This is a genomic window from Galactobacter valiniphilus (genome assembly GCF_003575975.1).
Lineage (GTDB): Bacteria > Actinomycetota > Actinomycetes > Actinomycetales > Micrococcaceae > Galactobacter > Galactobacter valiniphilus.
The window spans coordinates 30,569-47,302 of the sequence record NZ_QQXK01000024.1 but is presented as its reverse complement, the minus strand read 5'-3'; the positions used below and the strand labels follow the sequence as shown (position 1 = coordinate 47,302).

13 protein-coding genes and 1 pseudogene are annotated in these 16,734 nt (G+C 70.2%); 4 read left to right on the top strand and 10 right to left on the bottom strand.

Features of this window, described 5'->3' with window-relative positions:
* Nucleotides 1-112 precede the first annotated feature (112 nt).
* Nucleotides 113-1,528, top strand: a complete 1,416-nt coding sequence (locus tag DWB68_RS11795; RefSeq protein WP_119425326.1) for a flavin monoamine oxidase family protein — start codon at nt 113-115, stop codon at nt 1,526-1,528.
* A gap of 66 nt (nt 1,529-1,594) precedes the next feature.
* On the opposite strand, the gene DWB68_RS11790 is transcribed toward DWB68_RS11795, so the two are convergent.
* From DWB68_RS11790 to aceA, 3 genes are all read right to left on the bottom strand, one after another.
* Nucleotides 1,595-2,200, bottom strand: coding sequence for a DUF937 domain-containing protein (locus DWB68_RS11790; RefSeq protein WP_119425325.1), 606 nt, complete (start codon nt 2,198-2,200; stop codon nt 1,595-1,597).
* A 495-nt stretch (nt 2,201-2,695) separates the two neighbouring features.
* The gene (gene aceB / locus DWB68_RS11785) at nt 2,696-4,333 is read right to left on the bottom strand and encodes a malate synthase A (RefSeq protein WP_119425324.1); all 1,638 of its coding nucleotides are present in this window, start codon (nt 4,331-4,333) and stop codon (nt 2,696-2,698) included.
* Nucleotides 4,334-4,571: 238 nt separating this feature from the next.
* On the bottom strand, nt 4,572-5,879 hold the full coding sequence (gene aceA / locus DWB68_RS11780) for an isocitrate lyase (RefSeq protein ID WP_119425323.1): 1,308 nt from the start codon (nt 5,877-5,879) through the stop codon (nt 4,572-4,574).
* A gap of 192 nt (nt 5,880-6,071) precedes the next feature.
* Between aceA and DWB68_RS11775 the strand changes: the two genes are divergently transcribed.
* Nucleotides 6,072-7,556: a helix-turn-helix domain-containing protein gene (locus DWB68_RS11775; RefSeq protein WP_119425322.1), complete on the top strand. Its 1,485-nt coding sequence runs from the start codon at nt 6,072-6,074 to the stop codon at nt 7,554-7,556.
* A gap of 336 nt (nt 7,557-7,892) precedes the next feature.
* Here DWB68_RS11775 and DWB68_RS11770 read toward each other — a convergent pair whose 3' ends face one another.
* The 3 genes and pseudogenes from DWB68_RS11770 to DWB68_RS16280 form a co-directional block, all read right to left on the bottom strand.
* Nucleotides 7,893-8,459, bottom strand: a complete 567-nt coding sequence (locus DWB68_RS11770) for a VOC family protein (protein ID WP_233548780.1) — start codon at nt 8,457-8,459, stop codon at nt 7,893-7,895.
* Nucleotides 8,378-8,629, bottom strand: a pseudogene (locus DWB68_RS17175) (VOC family protein); the annotation flags it as partial. The gene DWB68_RS11770 and the pseudogene DWB68_RS17175, both read right to left, overlap by 82 nt.
* A gap of 157 nt (nt 8,630-8,786) precedes the next feature.
* Entirely contained in the window at nt 8,787-8,945 is a 159-nt protein-coding gene (locus tag DWB68_RS16280; protein ID WP_158588302.1) for a hypothetical protein, read from the bottom strand.
* A 186-nt stretch (nt 8,946-9,131) separates the two neighbouring features.
* Between DWB68_RS16280 and DWB68_RS11765 the strand changes: the two genes are divergently transcribed.
* Nucleotides 9,132-10,088, top strand: a complete 957-nt coding sequence (locus DWB68_RS11765; protein ID WP_119425321.1) for a DUF4352 domain-containing protein — start codon at nt 9,132-9,134, stop codon at nt 10,086-10,088.
* 243 nt (nt 10,089-10,331) lie between these two features.
* Nucleotides 10,332-11,687, top strand: a complete 1,356-nt coding sequence (locus DWB68_RS11760; RefSeq protein WP_119425320.1) for an MFS transporter — start codon at nt 10,332-10,334, stop codon at nt 11,685-11,687.
* Between the two features lie 274 nt (nt 11,688-11,961).
* On the opposite strand, the gene DWB68_RS11755 is transcribed toward DWB68_RS11760, so the two are convergent.
* From DWB68_RS11755 to DWB68_RS11740, 4 genes are read right to left on the bottom strand one after another with little or no spacing between them, the layout of a single operon-like run.
* Nucleotides 11,962-12,480 (bottom strand): DUF3253 domain-containing protein, encoded by a 519-nt coding sequence (locus tag DWB68_RS11755; protein ID WP_119425319.1) that lies wholly within the window; start codon nt 12,478-12,480, stop codon nt 11,962-11,964.
* A complete protein-coding gene (locus DWB68_RS11750) occupies nt 12,477-13,973 on the bottom strand; it encodes a type III PLP-dependent enzyme domain-containing protein (RefSeq protein WP_119425318.1) in 1,497 nt (498 codons plus the stop codon). Before DWB68_RS11750 ends, DWB68_RS11755 begins: the two co-directional genes overlap by 4 nt.
* Nucleotides 13,970-15,529, bottom strand: coding sequence for an FAD/NAD(P)-binding protein (locus DWB68_RS11745; RefSeq protein WP_119425317.1), 1,560 nt, complete (start codon nt 15,527-15,529; stop codon nt 13,970-13,972). Before DWB68_RS11745 ends, DWB68_RS11750 begins: the two co-directional genes overlap by 4 nt.
* Entirely contained in the window at nt 15,526-16,527 is a 1,002-nt protein-coding gene (locus DWB68_RS11740; protein WP_119425316.1) for a pyridoxal-phosphate dependent enzyme, read from the bottom strand. The genes DWB68_RS11745 and DWB68_RS11740 overlap by 4 nt, the downstream gene beginning before the upstream one ends.
* Nucleotides 16,528-16,734 lie beyond the last annotated feature (207 nt).

Here is a 16,734-nt window from a genome sequence, read left to right as displayed (position 1 = left end):
GGGGTAGCTTCGGGGCAGCTCCGGGGAGCGTTGCGTCCGGCTAAGGTGGAGTGATGTGCGTCACGCGCGCGGCCCGCCTTGTCGGCCGTCCCGTCCAGCCCCCAGGAGCCCCGTGGAAACCGCCGATGTCCTTGTGATCGGAGCCGGCGTCTCCGGCCTCACCGCAGCCCGCCTGCTAACCGCAGCCGGGAAGCGCGTGGTGGTGCTCGAGGCCCGCGAACGGATCGGCGGCCGCGTCTGGACCGACCGCTCCTCGGGCCACGCGGTGGACCTCGGTGCCTCCTGGATCCACGGCATCAACGACTCGCCGGTTTTCGAAGCGTGTGATGCGTTTGGCATGTCGATGGCCGAGTTCACCGTGGGCGGATATCAGCCGGCCGGACGGCCGATGGTCCACTTCGCTCCCGACGGGCGGCGGCTGAGCGCGGCGGAGGCCGCCGCGTACGTGGCCGACATTCACGCCGTGGACGCGGCCCTGGCCAGCGTGGTGGAGGCCTCGGCCTCGGGGGAGTCCTACCGGGACGTCACCGAGCGCGCCCTCCTGGCCGTGCTGGGTCCGGACGCAGGAGAGCGCGCCCAGCGCGTGCGCGAGTACCTGGAGCACCGTAGCGAGGAGCAGTACGGCGCCTGGATCGAGGAGCTCGCGGCGCACGGCCTGGACGACGACGCAGTGGACGGCGACGAGGTCGTCTTCCCCGAGGGCTACGACGCCCTGCCGCGCGGCCTAGCCGCCGGGGTGGCTGGCGCGCCCGCGCTGGACGTCCGGTTGTCCACGCGGGTCACGGCCATGCGCCGGGATGCCTCCGGCGTCCGCGTCGAGGTGCAAGGGCCCGACGGCGCCCAGCTCGCCTTCGCCGCGCCGGTCGCCGTGCTCACGGTGCCCGTGGGCGTGCTCGCCTCCGGCGAGCTGGTGCTCGAGCCGCCGCTGCCGCCGGCCCACGCCGCGGCGCTGGCCGGCTTCACCATGAACGCCTTCGAGAAGATCTTCCTGACGTTCCCCGAGGCCTTCTGGGATGAGGGTGTCTACGGGCTGCGGCAGCAGGGGCCTGAGGGGGCCTGGTGGCACTCCTGGTACGACGTCACGCGCGTGCACGGCGAGCCGTGTCTGCTGACCTTCGCGGCGGGGCCAGCGGCCCGGGCCATCCGCGGCTGGGACGAGGCCGCCGTGGTGGGCTCCGTCATGGCGCAGCTGCGCCGCCTCTACGGCGAGGGGATCCCGGCACCCGTGCGCGCCGACATCACGCACTGGCAGGACGACCCGTTCTCCCGCGGCTCCTACGCCTTCATGGCGCTCGGATCCGCGCCGGAGGACCACGACGCCCTCGCCGAGCCGATCGACGGGGTACTCCACCTGGCTGGCGAGGCGACCTGGACGGAGGACCCGGCGACGGTCACCGCCGCGTTGCTCTCGGGGCACCGCGCCGCCCAGAACGTGCTGGGCCGCCCGATCCCCGTCGAGGCCGCCTGGAGTTGGGGGCCCGGCACCGGTCGCCAGCCGCCGGCTGGCTTCGGCCTCGCGCCGGGGTAGGAACAACAACGGCGGGCCGCCCCCGTCAGAGGCCGGCCCGCCGTCGCGCGCGTTTACGGTGCGGGGTCAGCGGCGCCCGCCGCCGAGCAGCCCGCCGAGGGCGTCCATAATGCCGCCGCCGGCGCCGCCGGACTGGCCCTGCGAGCCGCTGCCGAAGAGGCCGCCGATCGCGTCCATGATGCCGCCGCCACCGGAGCCGGAGCCGCCGCCCAGCAGGCCGCCGAGCATGTCGGAGATGCCGCCGCCCTGGCTGGAGTCCTGCGCCTGCGCCTGGGCGCCGCCGCCGAACTTGGAGGCGAGGAAGGACATGACCACCGGTGCCAGCATCGGCAGGAGCTTGCCGATGAGGCCCGCGCCACCGCCGAGGCCGCCGAGCTGATTGACCACGGCCTCCTGGTTGGAGCCGAAGATGTGTGAGGTGATGCGCTCGCCGTCGGCCACGTCCACCTGGTTCAGGTCGACGCCGCCGTCGATGAGGCCGCTCGCGTGCTGCGAGAGCGCCTCGGTGATGGACGCGGCACCCGCCGGGTCCGCGGCGTTGGCCTGGAGGCCGCCGATGAGCGCCGGAACGGCCGCCTCGGCCGCCTGCTTCGCCTCCTCGGGCGAGGTGCCCAGCTGCTCGGCGAGCTGATCGAGATTCAACGCGGACAGAATGTCCTGGACTGCCGTCATAGGGGGTTCCTTCCATCGGGTCCTGCCAGCGGGCCCGCGCGTAGCGCACGCAGGAGTGATACCTCGCCAGCCTAGCCCGGAGGCACCCGCCTGACACCGCGCCGTCGTGCATGAATTTTCATGGCTCGATGCCGCCGCGCCCCGCCCGGAGAAAAGCCCCCGGGCATGCGAACGGCGCGACCCCGCGGCCCCGTCCCCTCCTCGTGGGTGAGGAGGGTGATCGGGTGCTCCGCCGCGCGGGTCGCGCCGAACGTTTCTCCCCCGGATCTCCGACCCGCCACACGCATCACGGGCAGGTCGGGGAGGATCCGGGGAGGTCTTTTCGAGGAAGGGGGAACCGAGACAAGCTGAGAACCGGAACGGTTCCCCCTTCGTCGAGTGTTTCCCCGGGTGGGCCCGCCTCCCGCCGTCCCCGTGGGTGGTGCTGGGGCTCCATCCCAGCGCCGCCCATGGGGCCAAGCGGTCGAATCAGGCGGACCACACCCGGGTGGTCTCTCAGGCCGGCGTGAGGGTCTTCGCCTCGGTGTCGGTCAGGTAGCGGTCGTAGGCCGGCAGTGTGATGAACGTCGGGAAGTCGTCGCGCAGGGCTGAGGCCTCGAAGATCTCTCGGGCGTCCAGGTAGCGGTCGCCGTCGAAGCGGGCCAGCTTCTCGAACTCGTCCTCCACGAGGCGCTCCACCCAATCCAGGGTGATGAGCTCGCCCTCGTCGGTGATGGCCTTGTGGTGCAGCCACTGCCAGATCTGCGAGCGGGAGATCTCGGCGGTCGCGGCGTCCTCCATGAGGTTGTGGATCGCCACGGCGCCGTTGCCGCGCAGCCAGGACTCCAGGTAGCGGATGGCCACCTCGATGTTCAGGCGCAGGCCCTGCTCGGTGATCTTGCCGTCCATCGCGGAGACCGCCAGGAGGGCCGCATCGTCGGGACGCACGTCCTCGCGGGAGCGGTCCTTCTGGTGCGGGCGCTCGCCGAGCGTCTCGTCGTACACGCCCTGCGCCACCGACACGAGGTCGGGGTGCGCCACCCACGAGCCGTCGAAGCCGTCCGCGGCCTCGCGGGCCTTGTCCTGCTGCACCGCGGCCAGCGCACGGGCGTTGACCTCGGCGTCTCGGCGGTTCGGGATGAAGGCGCTCATGCCGCCGATCGCGTGGGCGCCGCGGCGGTGGCAGGCCCGCACGAGCTGCTCGGTGTACGCCCGCATGAAGGGGGCGGTCATGGTCACCTGGCTGCGGTCCGGGAAGACGAAGCGGGCGCCGCGCGAACGGAAGTTCTTGATGATGGAGAAGATGTAGTCCCAGCGGCCGGCGTTCAGGCCGGCGGCGTGGTCGCGCAGCTCGTAGAGGATCTCCTCCATCTCGAACGCAGCGGTGATGGTCTCGATGAGCACCGTGGCGCGGATGGTGCCGTGCTCCAGACCGATGTACTCCTCGGCGCGGGTGAAAATGTCGTCCCAGAGGCGGGCCTCGAGGTGGCTCTCCAGCTTCGGCAGGTAGAAGTACGGGCCGCGGCCCTGGGCGATCAGGGTGCGGGCGTTGTGGAAGAAGTGCAGGCCGAAGTCCACGAACGCGCCGGCCAGCGGGTCGTTGCCGGAGAGCAGGTGCTTCTCCGTCAGGTGCAGGCCGCGGGGGCGCACCACGATGGTCGGCAGGTCGGTCAGCTTCTCGCCGGAGAGCTTGTACTCGCGGCCCTCGGGGGTCGTGAAGTCGATGCTGCGGTTCAGGATGTCGCGCAGGTTCAGCTGCCCATTGATGACGTTGGCCCAGGACGGCGTGTGCGCGTCCTCCATGTCGGCCAGCCACACCTTGGCGCCGGAGTTCAGCGCGTTGATGGCCATCTTCTTCTCCACCGGGCCGGTGATCTCCACGCGGCGGTCCTCGAGGCCGGGGGCCACGGGGGCCACGGTCCAGGAGTCGTCCTCGCGGATGTGGCGGGTGTCCTCGCGGAACGTCGGGTCCTGGCCGTTGGCGATCTTGGCGCGGCTGCGGTGCCGGCGCTGCATGAGCTCGCGGCGTCGCGGCTCAAACTCCTGGTGCAGGGTGCGCAGGAAGTCGATGGCCTCCGGGGTCAGGATCTCTTCCTGGCGGCGGATGCGGGGAGGGGTGATGGTGATGCCGTTGAGGGTCATGGGCGTGAACATGGTGTTCTCCTGATGCGTTTTAAGGTGCCCGACGCCGGGTGGTCCGGTTTCGAGACCGGCCTGAGCTGGGAGGGCTGTCGGGGCTTGATGCGGGAAGTGTGTGACCGGCCCGGTGGGGCCGGGAGGGGCCGGGGCCCCACCCGGTGAGGGTTGGGGCCGCCGGCGCCGTTCCCGCGAGGCTGCTGGGGCTACCGGCGGGAGCCGGCGGGCCGCAGCGGGCGGGAACGCCTCGTCAGGCTCAGTGGAACTGGCCTTCCTCGGTGGAACCCACGAGGGCAAGGGTGGAACCCTCGGGGTTGAGCGTCGTGGAGACGCGGTCGAAGTAGCCGGTGCCGACCTCGCGCTGGTGCTTGGTGGCGGTGTAGCCGTTGACCTCGTCGCCGAACTCGCGCTCCTGCAGCTGGACGTAGGCGCTCATGCCGTCGGTCGCGTAGCCGCGGGCCAGGTCGAACATCGAGTGGTTCAGGGCGTGGAAGCCGGCCAGGGTGATGAACTGGAAGGAGTAACCCATGGCGCCGAGCTCGCGCTGGAACTTGGCGATGGTCTCGTCGTCCAGGTGCTTCTTCCAGTTGAAGGAAGGCGAGCAGTTGTAGGCGAGCATCTGATCCGGGAACTCGGACTTGACGGCCTCGGCGAACTCGCGGGCCAGGGCGAGGTCCGGGGTGCCGGTCTCCATCCAGATGAGGTCCGCGTAGGGGGCGTAGGCCTTGGCGCGGGCGATGGACGGGGCCAAGCCGTTCTGGACCTTGTAGAAGCCCTCGGCCGTGCGCTCGCCGGTGATGAACGGCTTGTCGCGATCATCCACATCGGAGGTGATGAGGGTGGCGGCCTCGGCGTCCGTGCGGGCCACGATGAGGCTCGGGACGTTCTCGACGTCGGCCGCGAGGCGGGCGGCGTTGAGGGTGCGGACGTGCTGCTGGGTGGGGATCAGCACCTTGCCGCCGAGGTGGCCGCACTTCTTCTCCGAGGCCAGCTGGTCCTCCCAGTGCACGCCGGCCGCGCCGGCGTCGATCATGGACTTCATGAGCTCGTAGGCGTTGAGCGGGCCGCCGAAGCCGGCCTCGGCGTCGGCCACGATCGGGGCGAACCAGTTCTCCACCGACTTGGTGCCCTCGGCGACCTCGATCTGGTCGGCGCGCTTGAGGGCGTTGTTGATGCGGCGGACGACCTGCGGGACCGAGTTGGCCGGGTACAGGGACTGGTCCGGGTAGGTCTGGCCGGAGAGGTTTGCGTCGCCGGCGACCTGCCAGCCGGAGAGGTACACGGCGCGGAGGCCGGCCTTGACCTGCTGCACGGCCTGGTTGCCGGTGAGGGCGCCGAGGGCGTTGGTGTAGCCGCCGGTGGGGGCCTCCTCGGTGAGCTGCTTCCAGAGGCGCTCGGAGCCGAGGCGGGCGAAGGTGTGCTCCTCGATGACGGAACCCTGCAGGGCGACGACGTCCTCTGCCGTGTAGTCACGCTCGACGTTCTCCCAGCGGGGGTTGGCCTCCCACTCCAGGCGGAGGGCCTCGGCGCGCTGCTCGGGGGTCTGGTTCTGCTGGGTGCTCATCGTTGATGCTCCTCGTGAATGCTGTGCTTGGCTTCCCCGCCGGACGAACCGGGCCGGAAGTTCTGCGGGTGAGACCATCTTTGGGGGCTGGCAACGGGTTTGAACCGGTGAATTTCAGGAAAGATTTGCAGTTCTTCGCACATCCGAAAGATTTCTCGGTTTCGGTGACTCAGCTCACTTAGAGTGGGAGGCATGAACGCCCGCGCCGTGCTCGCCGCCCAGGCCGCCGCCTCCGCCGACATCGAGGATTCGCTCGACACCGTGGCGGTCGGCCGGCGCATCCGCGAGCTGCGCAAGGCCAAGGGCATGACGCTCGACGCGCTCGGCGAGGCCGTCGGCACGGTGCCCAGCCAGCTCTCGCTCCTGGAGAACGGCAAGCGCGAACCCAAGATCACGCAGCTCATGCGCATCGCCGGCGCGCTCGGGACGAGTCTCGACGACCTCCTCGCGGCCCAGCCCGTGGACCGCCGCGCGGCCCTGGAGCTGCAGCTGGAGCGCGCCCAGCGCGGCCCGCTCTACCAAAGCCTCAACCTGCCCCGCGTGAAGGTGGGCCCGCGCCTGCCCACCGAGGTCATCGAGTCGCTGCTCGGTCTGCAGGGCGAGCTGGAGCGCCGGCTCAACGAGTCCCTCGCGACGCCTGAGGAGGCGCGCCGCGCCAACACGGAACTGCGCGAGGAGATGCGCGAGTGCGGCAACTACTACCCCGACCTCGAGGCCGGTGCGCAGGAGCTGCTGGACGCCGTGGGCCACAGCGCCGGCCCGCTCCCGCACCACATGGCCGCGGACCTCGCTGAGCACCTGGGCTTCTCCATCCGCTTCGTCTCCGACCTGCCGCACTCCACGCGCTCGGTCACGGACGAGAAGAACAAGATCATCTACCTGGAGCGCTCCAGCCGGGCCGACCACGACCCGCGTTCCGTGCTGCTCCAGGCCCTGGCCCGGCATCAGCTCGGCTACGGCGAGCCCGCCGACTACGCCGATTTCCTGCGCCAGCGCGTCAACACCAACTACTTTGCCGGCGCCCTGCTCATGCCGGAGAAGGCCGCGGTGGCGTTCCTCGGCGAGGCAAAGAAGCGCCGCGAGCTCGCGATCGAGGACCTGCGCGACGCCTTCGCCGTCTCCTACGAGTCGGCCGCGCACCGCTTCACGAACCTGGCCACGAGCCACCTCGACATCACGTGCCACTTCCAGAAGGTCCACGAGTCCGGCATCCTGCACAAGGGCTACGAGAACGACGGCGTGACCTTCCCGTCCGATCACACGGGCGCCATCGAGGGCCAGACCGTGTGCAGGCACTGGACCAGCCGCGAGGTTTTCGACGTCCCGGACAAGTTCCGCGCCTTCGAGCAGTTCACCGACACGGTCTCCGGGACCTTCTGGTGCACGGCCATCACGGAGCGCCACTCCTCGGGCGAGTACTCGCTCTCCATCGGCGTGCCCTTCGACCACGTGCGCTGGTTCCGCGGCCGCGACACGAAGCACCGTTCCGCCTCCTCCTGCCCGGACCCGGCCTGCTGCCGCACGCCCCCGGCCCCGCTCGAGGCGGCGTGGGGCGGCGCCGCCTTCCCCGCCGCCCGCGCCAACACGCACCTGCTCGCTGCCATGCCGCAGGGCGCGTTCCCCGGCGTGGACCCCACCGAGGTGTACTCCTTCCTCGAGCGCCACGCCGGCGCCTGAGGCGCGCCAAGCGCTCGAGGCGCCCACGCGCCGTCGTGCCCTTCCGGACCTCCCGTGAGCTCACGGCGTGAGGAAAAGTGCCCGACGTCGGGCGGCCGCCTGGGTGCCTGACTCGCGTTAGGTGGGACTTGGCTGGGAGTCGCCGCGGGCCTCTTGGCGGGGCCGGGGGAGCGGTGGCAGTGTCGCGTTCACGGCGGTTCGGTCATGGGATCGCCGCCCGGCCGATCGTGTAGGGATGGGCCGGACACGTTGCAGTACCTAACCCTTTCCAGGTGCGAGGGGCCCCCGCCGACACGTCGGTGGGGGCCCCTTGTGCGTCCGGCGCGGCCGGCGGGATCAGCGCCCGGCGGGGTACCCGGAGGCGAGCAACAGCTGCGCGCCGAAGGGATCCTGGATCGTCACGATGGTGCCGTACGGGGTGTCCTCGGGGCCCGAGAGCACGGTGCCGCCCAGCTGGGCCACGACCTCGGCCGCGGCGCGCGCGTCCTCCACACCGAAGTAGACGCGCCAGTGCGCGGGCACGCCCTCGGGCAGGAAGCTGGAGGCGTCCATGACGCCGGCGCGGGCCGCGGCATCGGCGCCGAGCGTGGCGTAGCGGAACTCGTCGCTATCGGAAACGACCGAGACGTCCCAGCCGAAGGCGGCGGAGTAGAAGTCCAGGCTCGCGCCGAAGTCGCGCGTGAAGAGCTCGTGCCAATACGGGGCGCCCGGTCGTAGACGAGGCCGTAGCCGCGCATGCCGGCGGGCTGCCAGGTGCCGACGGCCGCGCCGGTCGGGTCCTGCACCATGCCCATGTGGCCCTGACCCGGCACCTCCATGGGGCCGAAGAGGACGTTGCCGCCGGCCTCTGTGACGGCCCTCATGGTGGCCTCGGCGTCGTCCGTGCCGAGGTAGGTGCTCCACAGATCGGGGAAGTCCGCCTGCTCCGGCTGCTTCTGCATGATCCCGGCCACGGGCTGGCCGTTCAGCAGGGCCATGACGTAGCCGCCGTAGAGCGCCTCGTCGCCGGTCTGGAAGTCCCACCCGAGCAAGGGACCGTAGAAGGCTTTGGCGCCCTCGGTGTTGCTCGTCATGAGATCGAGCCAGCACGGTGCGCCCGCCTGGAAGCTCGCTTCAGCCATGGTGTTCCCGCTCGTTCTGGCCGCTCGGCGGCCGTGGTGGGCGCCCAGTGCGGCGCCGCGAGACCCAAAGTAGGGCCCGTGGGCGGCGGCCCACAAGGGTGGGGGGTGCCTAGCGGCGGCGCTTGCGGGCGATGCGCCGGCCGATCCCGAAGAGCAGCACGCCGATCATGAGGACGCCCACGGCCATCGCGACGGGGCCGAGCGCGTCGAGCGGCGTCATGGCGCCGAGGGAGAGCGAGGCGAAGGCGGCAACGGGCTGCTGGAACATGGCACTCCTGAGACGACGGCAGGGACGTGGATCCCAGGCTAGGGCGCGGCCGCGTCCACGGGAAGGGGGCGTTTCCGGGGCGCCTTCGCCGGTGCGGACAGGCGGTCCACAGTCGCCCGGGCTACCGTGGTCCCCTGCGCGCCCGAGCCCGGGCGCCGCGCCGCCGAGAGACCCAGGAGCCCCGCCGTGCGCCGTTCACCGCGCGAACTCGACCCCAACGCACAGCCCCAGGACGGCGGCGGCGTGGGCCAGTGGGGCTTCGCCGACCGGGCCGACGACGCGGCGGAGGCCCGAGGCGGGCGCGGAACGGGCCGCGGCCCCCGCGCGGATCGGGCCGAGCGCGCGCCGAAGGAACCCACGCCGCTCGTCGTGTGGATCCTGGCCGGCCTCGGCGCCGTCGCGGCGGTGGTCTCGATCGTCGCGGCGCTGCGGCCCGAGACCGCCCTGAACTGGGTCTGGTCGGCGGGCATCGGCCTCCTCCTGGGCGGAGGCGCCTGGGTCATTGCCGCCCTGCGCGGCGCGCGCAAGTGGCCCGGCATTGTCGCGGCGGCGCTGTGCGTCGTGGGCATCGCCGCCCCCGTGATCACCGCCAATGTGCAGCGCGCAGAGCTGGAGAAGCAGGCGCAAACGCTGGTCCAGGACGAGGACGACGAGGCGGCCGGGGACGACTTCAACGAATCCGCGGTGGCCTCGGACCTGCCAGGCCTCGTCGCCGGCGCGCTGCCCGTCGGCACAGGCGCGGACGTGGGCCAACTGCGCGTCGTGGTGCAGAAGGTTGACCTGCAGGCCACCGCCGCGGTGGCCCAAGCTGACCCGCAGGCGCCGGCCCCCGAGGGGCGCTACGTGACGGCGACCGTGGAGGTCGGCAACCGCTCCGACGCGGCAATCTCGCCCGGGACCGACCTGACCTACGAGCTCATCGCCGGCGACGGCACGCGGGTGGACGCTCTGACCTGCGGGGCCCAGCTCCAGGACAGCCCGGTGCTAGCCGCCGATCTGCCGGCCGGGCAGACCGGCACCTACAACGTGTGCTTTGACGTCCCGGCCGAGATGAACGACGACGCCGTACTGGAGAGTTCGGCGGTCCGCGTCGCCGACGCGCTCGCGAGCGATCGCTCCGCCGGCTTCTGGAGCGCCGGCTAACGCCAGCTGCCTCGGGCAGTCTCCACCGGTCGCCCGCCCGGCCACCCGCCCACCGACGCGCGGCCCCTCCAAGGGGGCCGCGCGTCGTCGTGCATGGGTCGATTTCATATCACCAAAGGTCTATGGGAGTAGACCAAAAGGTCACACCTCTGATGGACAGGCGTGGTCAGACCGTATACGATCTGTCCCCGTGGCGCCCATCACGTCACGAAACTCACATCCGTTCGAGACGGGGGTAACACGATGACGTCTACCGCCACCACCCACACGGCCAACCGGCGCCGCGTCGCCGCAGCCACGATTATCGGTACCACCGTCGAGTGGTACGACTTCTTCATCTACGCGAATGCCGTTGCTCTGGTGTTCAACAAGCAATTCTTCGACCCGGCCGGCGGTTCCGTCGGCCAGCTCGTGGCCTTCGCGTCCATCGGCCTGTCCTTCCTCTTCCGCCCGCTCGGCGCCTTCCTGGCCGGGCACTACGGCGACAAGATCGGCCGCCGCGCCATGCTGGTCATCACGCTGCTCCTGATGGGTGCCGCCACGGCGCTCATCGGCCTGCTGCCCACGTATGCCCAGATCGGCATCGCCGCGCCGATCCTGCTCCTGTTGCTGCGCGTCCTGCAGGGCATCTCCGCCGGCGGCGAGTGGGGCGGCGCCGTGCTCATGGCCGTTGAGCACGCCGACCCGAAGAAGCGCGGCCTGGCCGGCTCCTTCCCGCAGCTGGGTGTGCCGCTGGGCATGCTCCTGGCCTCGGGCGTCATGGCGCTCATGACGGGCGTCATCTCGCCCGGTGCCGCGTTTGCCGAGTGGGGCTGGCGCGTGCCGTTCCTGCTCTCGATCGTGCTGATCCTCGTGGGCTACTGGGTCCGCCGCTCCGTCGACGAGTCCCCGGTGTTCCAGGAGATCGCCGAGACCAAGTCGCAGACCAAGGCTCCCATCGTGGTGCTGCTGAAGAAGTACTGGTACCTCGTGCTGCTCGGCGCCCTCGTGTTCGCCGGCAACAACGCCCCGGGCTACATGACCACGGGCGGCTTCATCACGAAGTACACGACCAAGGACCTGCACATGGATCAGACCCAGGTGCTCGTCGCCGTGGCCGTCGGCTCCGCGTTCTGGTTCATCACCACCCTGGTGGGCGGCATCCTCTCCGACAAGATCGGTCGCGTGCGCACCTACCAGATCGGCTTCGTGTGCTCCGCGATCGCCGTGTTCCTGATCTTCCCGATCATGAACACGGGCTCCATCGGGATGCTCTACCTGGCCCTCGCGCTGTTCTCGGTGGGCCTCGGCTTCACCTACGGCCCGCAGGCCGCGCTGTACTCGGAGATGTTCCCGGCCTCGGTGCGCTTCTCCGGCGTCTCCATCTCCTACGCCCTGGGCGCGATCCTCGGCGGCGCGTTTGCCCCGCTGATCGCCCAGGCCATCCTGGACGCCACGCACAACACCTTCGGCATCTCGGTGTACCTGTGCATCGTGGTGGTCCTCGGCTTCGTCGCCGTCTCCCTCATCCGCGATCGTCAGGGCATCGACCTCTCGATCCGCAACGAGGAGGAGCAGGCCAGCGGGGCCACCGTGTTTGAGAAGGTCGAGTCGAAGTAACCCTTCGCCCCGCCGCCTTCCGCTTCAGCGCCGCCCGTCGATCCGTCCCCCGGATCGGCGGGCGGCGCTGTTGAGGTTGAGGGGTCGTTGCCTGCCCACGGGGCGGGCGCGGCGGCGCTCCACAAGCCTCCTCAAGGAGGCAACGTCGATACGAGATTCCTTCCGCGCAGACCTACGCCGGCCGCGCTTGGAACGGGGCGCCAGATTCCACGGTCGCCTCTCGAGGCAGCGGTCCCGCGCAGGGGGGCGCCGACTCAACACCGGCGGGGCATGGTCATCCGTTCCTCTTCGGTTCAGGAGCGTGTTCGAAACGCTGTCCCGCGACGATGCGCACGGGGCCTTTGGCTGCCACGAGATCGACGGTCTCATTCTTCTGCGTCACGCGGAGGCGTCCCGCACTTGCCTCCTCGGCGACAGCAGCTCGAACGGCGTCCATCCTGCTCCTCCAGGAAACCCCTCCGATGGAACGCGCCACGTCGCTGGGGCAGATGCTCTTCCCTTCACGGTGGCGCAGGAGAGCATTGGCAGTTGCTATGGCTCGGCGTGCGAATTCCGTGTCGGTGGGCTCATCCCACCACGGCGCCCCTCGTTCACCCAGAGCAACTTTTGCGTCTGAGACGCGTTCGCGCGCACCTGGCTCTCCTGCTTTCACGGCGCGCCTGGCGTTCATGAGCTCATTGACGAGCTCTTGGCGGAACGCCTCGGGGATGGACGGGTCGGTGGCGCGCCAGCGGCGCGAGTTGACTACAATGTAGCGGCCATCCTCCGTCCGGGGCGGGGCATCTTCGCTCATCGGACCGCCCTCGACGCCGCGGCCTGACCCGCATCCTCGGGCCGCGCGGCGTCCATCGCATCGGGGTGGAAGGTGTCACCGCACCGGACGACGTTGCGCGCGAGCGGGAGCTGGTGCGAAGCGCTCTCGACGATATGCATGAGGTATCCGGCGGTGTTGATGAACGCGGCGATATCCTGCCGGTCCACGCCGGTGGGGAACGTGAGTCGACGGCGGAGGATGGCCTCGTCCTCTACACAGTACGCACCCACCAGGAAGGCGGTCTGCGGCTCTCCGACCGGAGTGCCGGAACGTCGCACCCAGCGCGGATCCAGGAGCACATCCGCTGAGGTGGAGCGCAACTGTGTGCGGTTCATGTGGAGACCCACCAAACCGTTTCCGTCGCGATCGTGTTTGCGGAACGCTACGGCTGCCAGCGTGAGGCCGCAACCATCGAGGACGGCGCGCCCAGGCTCACACCGGAGCTCAAGACCGCGATCGATCAGCATCTGGGCGACGGAGGTGCTCCTGTTGCCGCTGCTTTCCGGAACCTCCGCGCGCAGGATGGACGACAACCACGGGCCGCGCGAGAGCGGCTGCCAGAAAGGGTAGAGCGATTCGGACGGGCGATCGAGATGGGGATCGCGCAGCCCGAGACGGTCGCCTTTCCACGTCATGGCCCGTTCGGTGTCTGCATCGAGGGCACGCCAGAAGGCACGCCAAGGTTCTTCGTCGTCGAGGTAGGAGATGGGGACACCACCGCCCATGTCGATGAAGGCCACGGGGTGGCCGATTGCACGCAGAGCATCAGCGGCCTTGCATGCGTGCACCAGCATTCGGACCCGTTCGGGGGCCGAGTAGCCGTTGAGGTGGAAGTGGAGACCCGAAACGAGGACCTCCGACCCGCCCCTGGCGTTCGCCCGCTGCGTGGCAGCACTCATGAGGCCGAGCCACTGCTCGGCGGGCAGCCCGAAACGCGAGGTGGGCAGGTCCGGGTCGGTGGGGGAGAGGCGCAGAGCGATCTCTACCGGGTTTGCCCCCGGCTCACTGCCGGACGCCACCTGCAGGAGGTCCTCGAGCTCGTCCTGATTGTCGACGCTGACCGCAACACCGGCCGAGACGGCCAGGGTGAGCAGGGCCAGAGATTTGACGGCGGCGGTGACGATGAGGTTCTGGGGAGAGACGCCCCGCTCGAGGCATTGGCGCAGTTCATGGTAGGAAGCGACGTCGATGCCGTGGCCCGCCGAGGTGGCGGCATCGACCAAGCCCAGCGTCTTGTTCGCCTTGCGCGCCACGAAGACGCGCAACGGCACGCCGCACTCCGCCGCGGCCTCGACGAGCTCGCGGCAATGGCGCGCGAGCGGAGCGAAGTCATGCACGTTGACCGGCGAGCCGTATTCATCGATGAGCGCGCGACAGGCCTCCGGGTCCGCGAGCAGATCCTCCATCCAGGGCTCGGTGCGCGCGGTGAGCGGCGGTTGACCGTGGCACAGGGCGGGTGGGCGTCGGGTCATGTGACGGCTCCTTGGTGAATGTCGTGGGTCGAGCGGAGGCGTTGCGACCAACCGGTGGCCCAGTTCTTGAACTCTGGCCTGAACGCCCGGTGCAGCGAGTCGTGGCCAAGCGTCGGGTCTTCTGTCGGGCGGCCGAGCGCGCAGAGCACGGGGGTCATGCCGCCGTTCTCCGGCACGCAACGGCCGTCCGGCCTGGTCAGGACGCCTCGCTCTCCCGGACGGACCATCACCTGGCCGGTCCCCAGGAGTTGAGACCACAGCTCTTGCTGCGCGGAAGCGACGGCCGGCGGCGACGCCGGCGCCCACGCGCGCGGTTCTCGCAGGACCCCCGGTCTGGGTGTGACTGCGTCGATCGTGAGAGCGGAGGGGTTCGGCTGCGATGGTGACCGGTGGCAGGTGAGCAGGCCCGCCCGTCTCAGGGCGAGCAGACGCTCGATGGTGTCGGCCGGCGGGCCGAAGGCCCAGCGTTCAAGCAAGGCGGCCCGCTGCCCGAAACGTTCCCATGTCTCGCGCGAGCGGGGTTGTCGATCCAGCCCGGCCACGATGTCCTGGTATCCGCAGGCCCAGGCCCTCCCCCACCACCATCGCGCGTCTGCGTCCACTCGCCCCTCGGCGCGGTTGAGGTCGTGGGTCCAGCGGTCGGCCGTCTCGACGCCGACATCGCCCGGTGGGGAGGGCGAGGCGTCCCAGACGCGATCGAGGGTGTCGGCGTCAATGGAGATGCTGTGGCTAGCAGCCGCCGCCTGAGCTGCACGTCGCAAGGCGGCCCACCATGCGAGGTCGGGGGTGGGTAGCGACCGCAGGGCGGCGGACTCCCCGCGCACGGCAGCGGCCTCGTGGGTCGTCGAGTACCGGGGCTTGGGCAGCATGGTCTGCCCCGACCGGCTCCAGAGCGTGATGAGGCGCGGCTCGCTGCCGCCGGGGACGTACGCGAGGCACCCATCCTTCGCTCTCAGGAAGCTCCCGCCCCTTCCCTGGGTCAGGTCTGCGACGACGTCGAAGGCGGTGAGCGAGGCGCCCTTGACGACGACGGGGTCTGTGAGCCGCCGCGAGGAGACGGAGCTCAGGGCCACGTGGTCCGGTTGGGTATGTGGAGCATGACCCGTTGCCAGGAGGACTTCCCGGCCCTTGACGGACACGGACGAGTCGAGGCGCACGTCGAACGCGTCCTCGCAAGGTATGACGGCGCTGGCCCGATGGGGGAGATGCACCAGTTCCCAATGGGCCGAGGTGCGCAGACGCTCAAAGCACCACGCCAAGTAGGACCCCACGCTCGCTCGTGGGGGGAAGCTGCGCGTGTCATCCGCGAAATCGCGATAGTTCAGGGGGATGCTCGGGCAACGCAGATCGACGATGCCCGCGTCAGCGTTCAGGATGAGGTGTTCCGGTTGCGTAGGGTCCCACACGGCACCGGCTCCGGGAACCGCGGGTTCGAGGAGGACGATGCGTGGGCGGCGCCGGGGCACCGGGGTACTGGAGGCGGCTAGTACCTCCTCCAGTTCCGCCAACGCGCGCAAGGCGGTGGGGCCGCCGCCGATGATGACGAGATCGTTCACGCAACCGCCCGCTCGAAGGGGTTCGGTTCCTCGAGGGTGGAGCGATCAAGCCGTGCTTCGGGGAAGGAAGTCTCGACCCACGCGTCGTTGTAGACCGTGGGTAGGTAGGGCGTGCCTCCGTCGTGCATCAACAGCGCCACGCGCTCGCGCGCGCCGTACCTGGGCAGGTGTCGGCCGACGGCGGCAACGATAGCTCCCGTGGAGGCGCCGGCCAGGAGCCCCTCGCGGCGGGCCAGGATCCGGCATCCCAGGACCATATCCGCCTCGCTCACGCGGACGACCTCGTCCGGCCGGGCGTGTGCCGACAGCTCGGTGATGACTCCGGCGCCCAGACCGGGCAGGCGGCGCTCGCCGGGGCGGCCGCCGAAAAGGACCGAGCCCTCGGCATCGACACCGATGAGTTTTGTGTCCCAGCCGTGTTCGGTGATCGCCTGCTGGCAACCCAGCAAGGTACCCGTGGTGCTGACGGCCACGTAGAGGTGCGACGGCGGGCGGCCCAAGGCCGCGACCAGCTCCGGCAACGTTCCCTCCCGGTGCGCTCGGGGGTTGTCGGGATTTGCGTACTGGGAGGTGGTCACCGCCCCCGGCAAGGTGGAGAGAAGGTGGGCGACGCGCTCCCGACGTGCCCGGAGCCGGTTGCCGTCCGGTGGGGTGGAGACAAGATCCACGGTGGCTCCGAAGGCCGTCATGGTTGCGCAGGCGGCGAGGTTGGCTCGATCGTCCACGACGGCCACGAAGCGCAAGCCAAGAAGGGCACACTGCCTGGCAAGGGCGATGCCCAGGTTGCCAGAGGTCGATTCCACGACGTGCCCGCCGGGCGCAAGTTCGCCTCGACTCAGCATCCCGGTCAGCAGCGAATGGGCGGTGCGTTCTTTGGTGCTCCCGGCCAGCTGGAGCGAGTCAAGCTTCATGAAGAGCTCGGTCGAGGCGTGGGGGAAAAGCCGGGTCAGTTGCGTCGTGGGCGTCGGAAACGGGGTCGTGTGGTCGGACAGCGTCATGGGGTGCTCACCGGACTCTCATCACTCTCATTGTGAAACCCTGCCCCGAGTCTGCCGTGCAAGGGCAGGTCTCAGGCAGCTGCCGCGAGCGCGGCGACACGAGCGCGTTCCGTGCGCGGTGGCACCGACACGAACAAGTGGTGCTCGCCACACTAGCCGCTTGGTCTGGACCGAGGCTCCGCTGAAGTTCGGAGGCGTCCGTCGCTC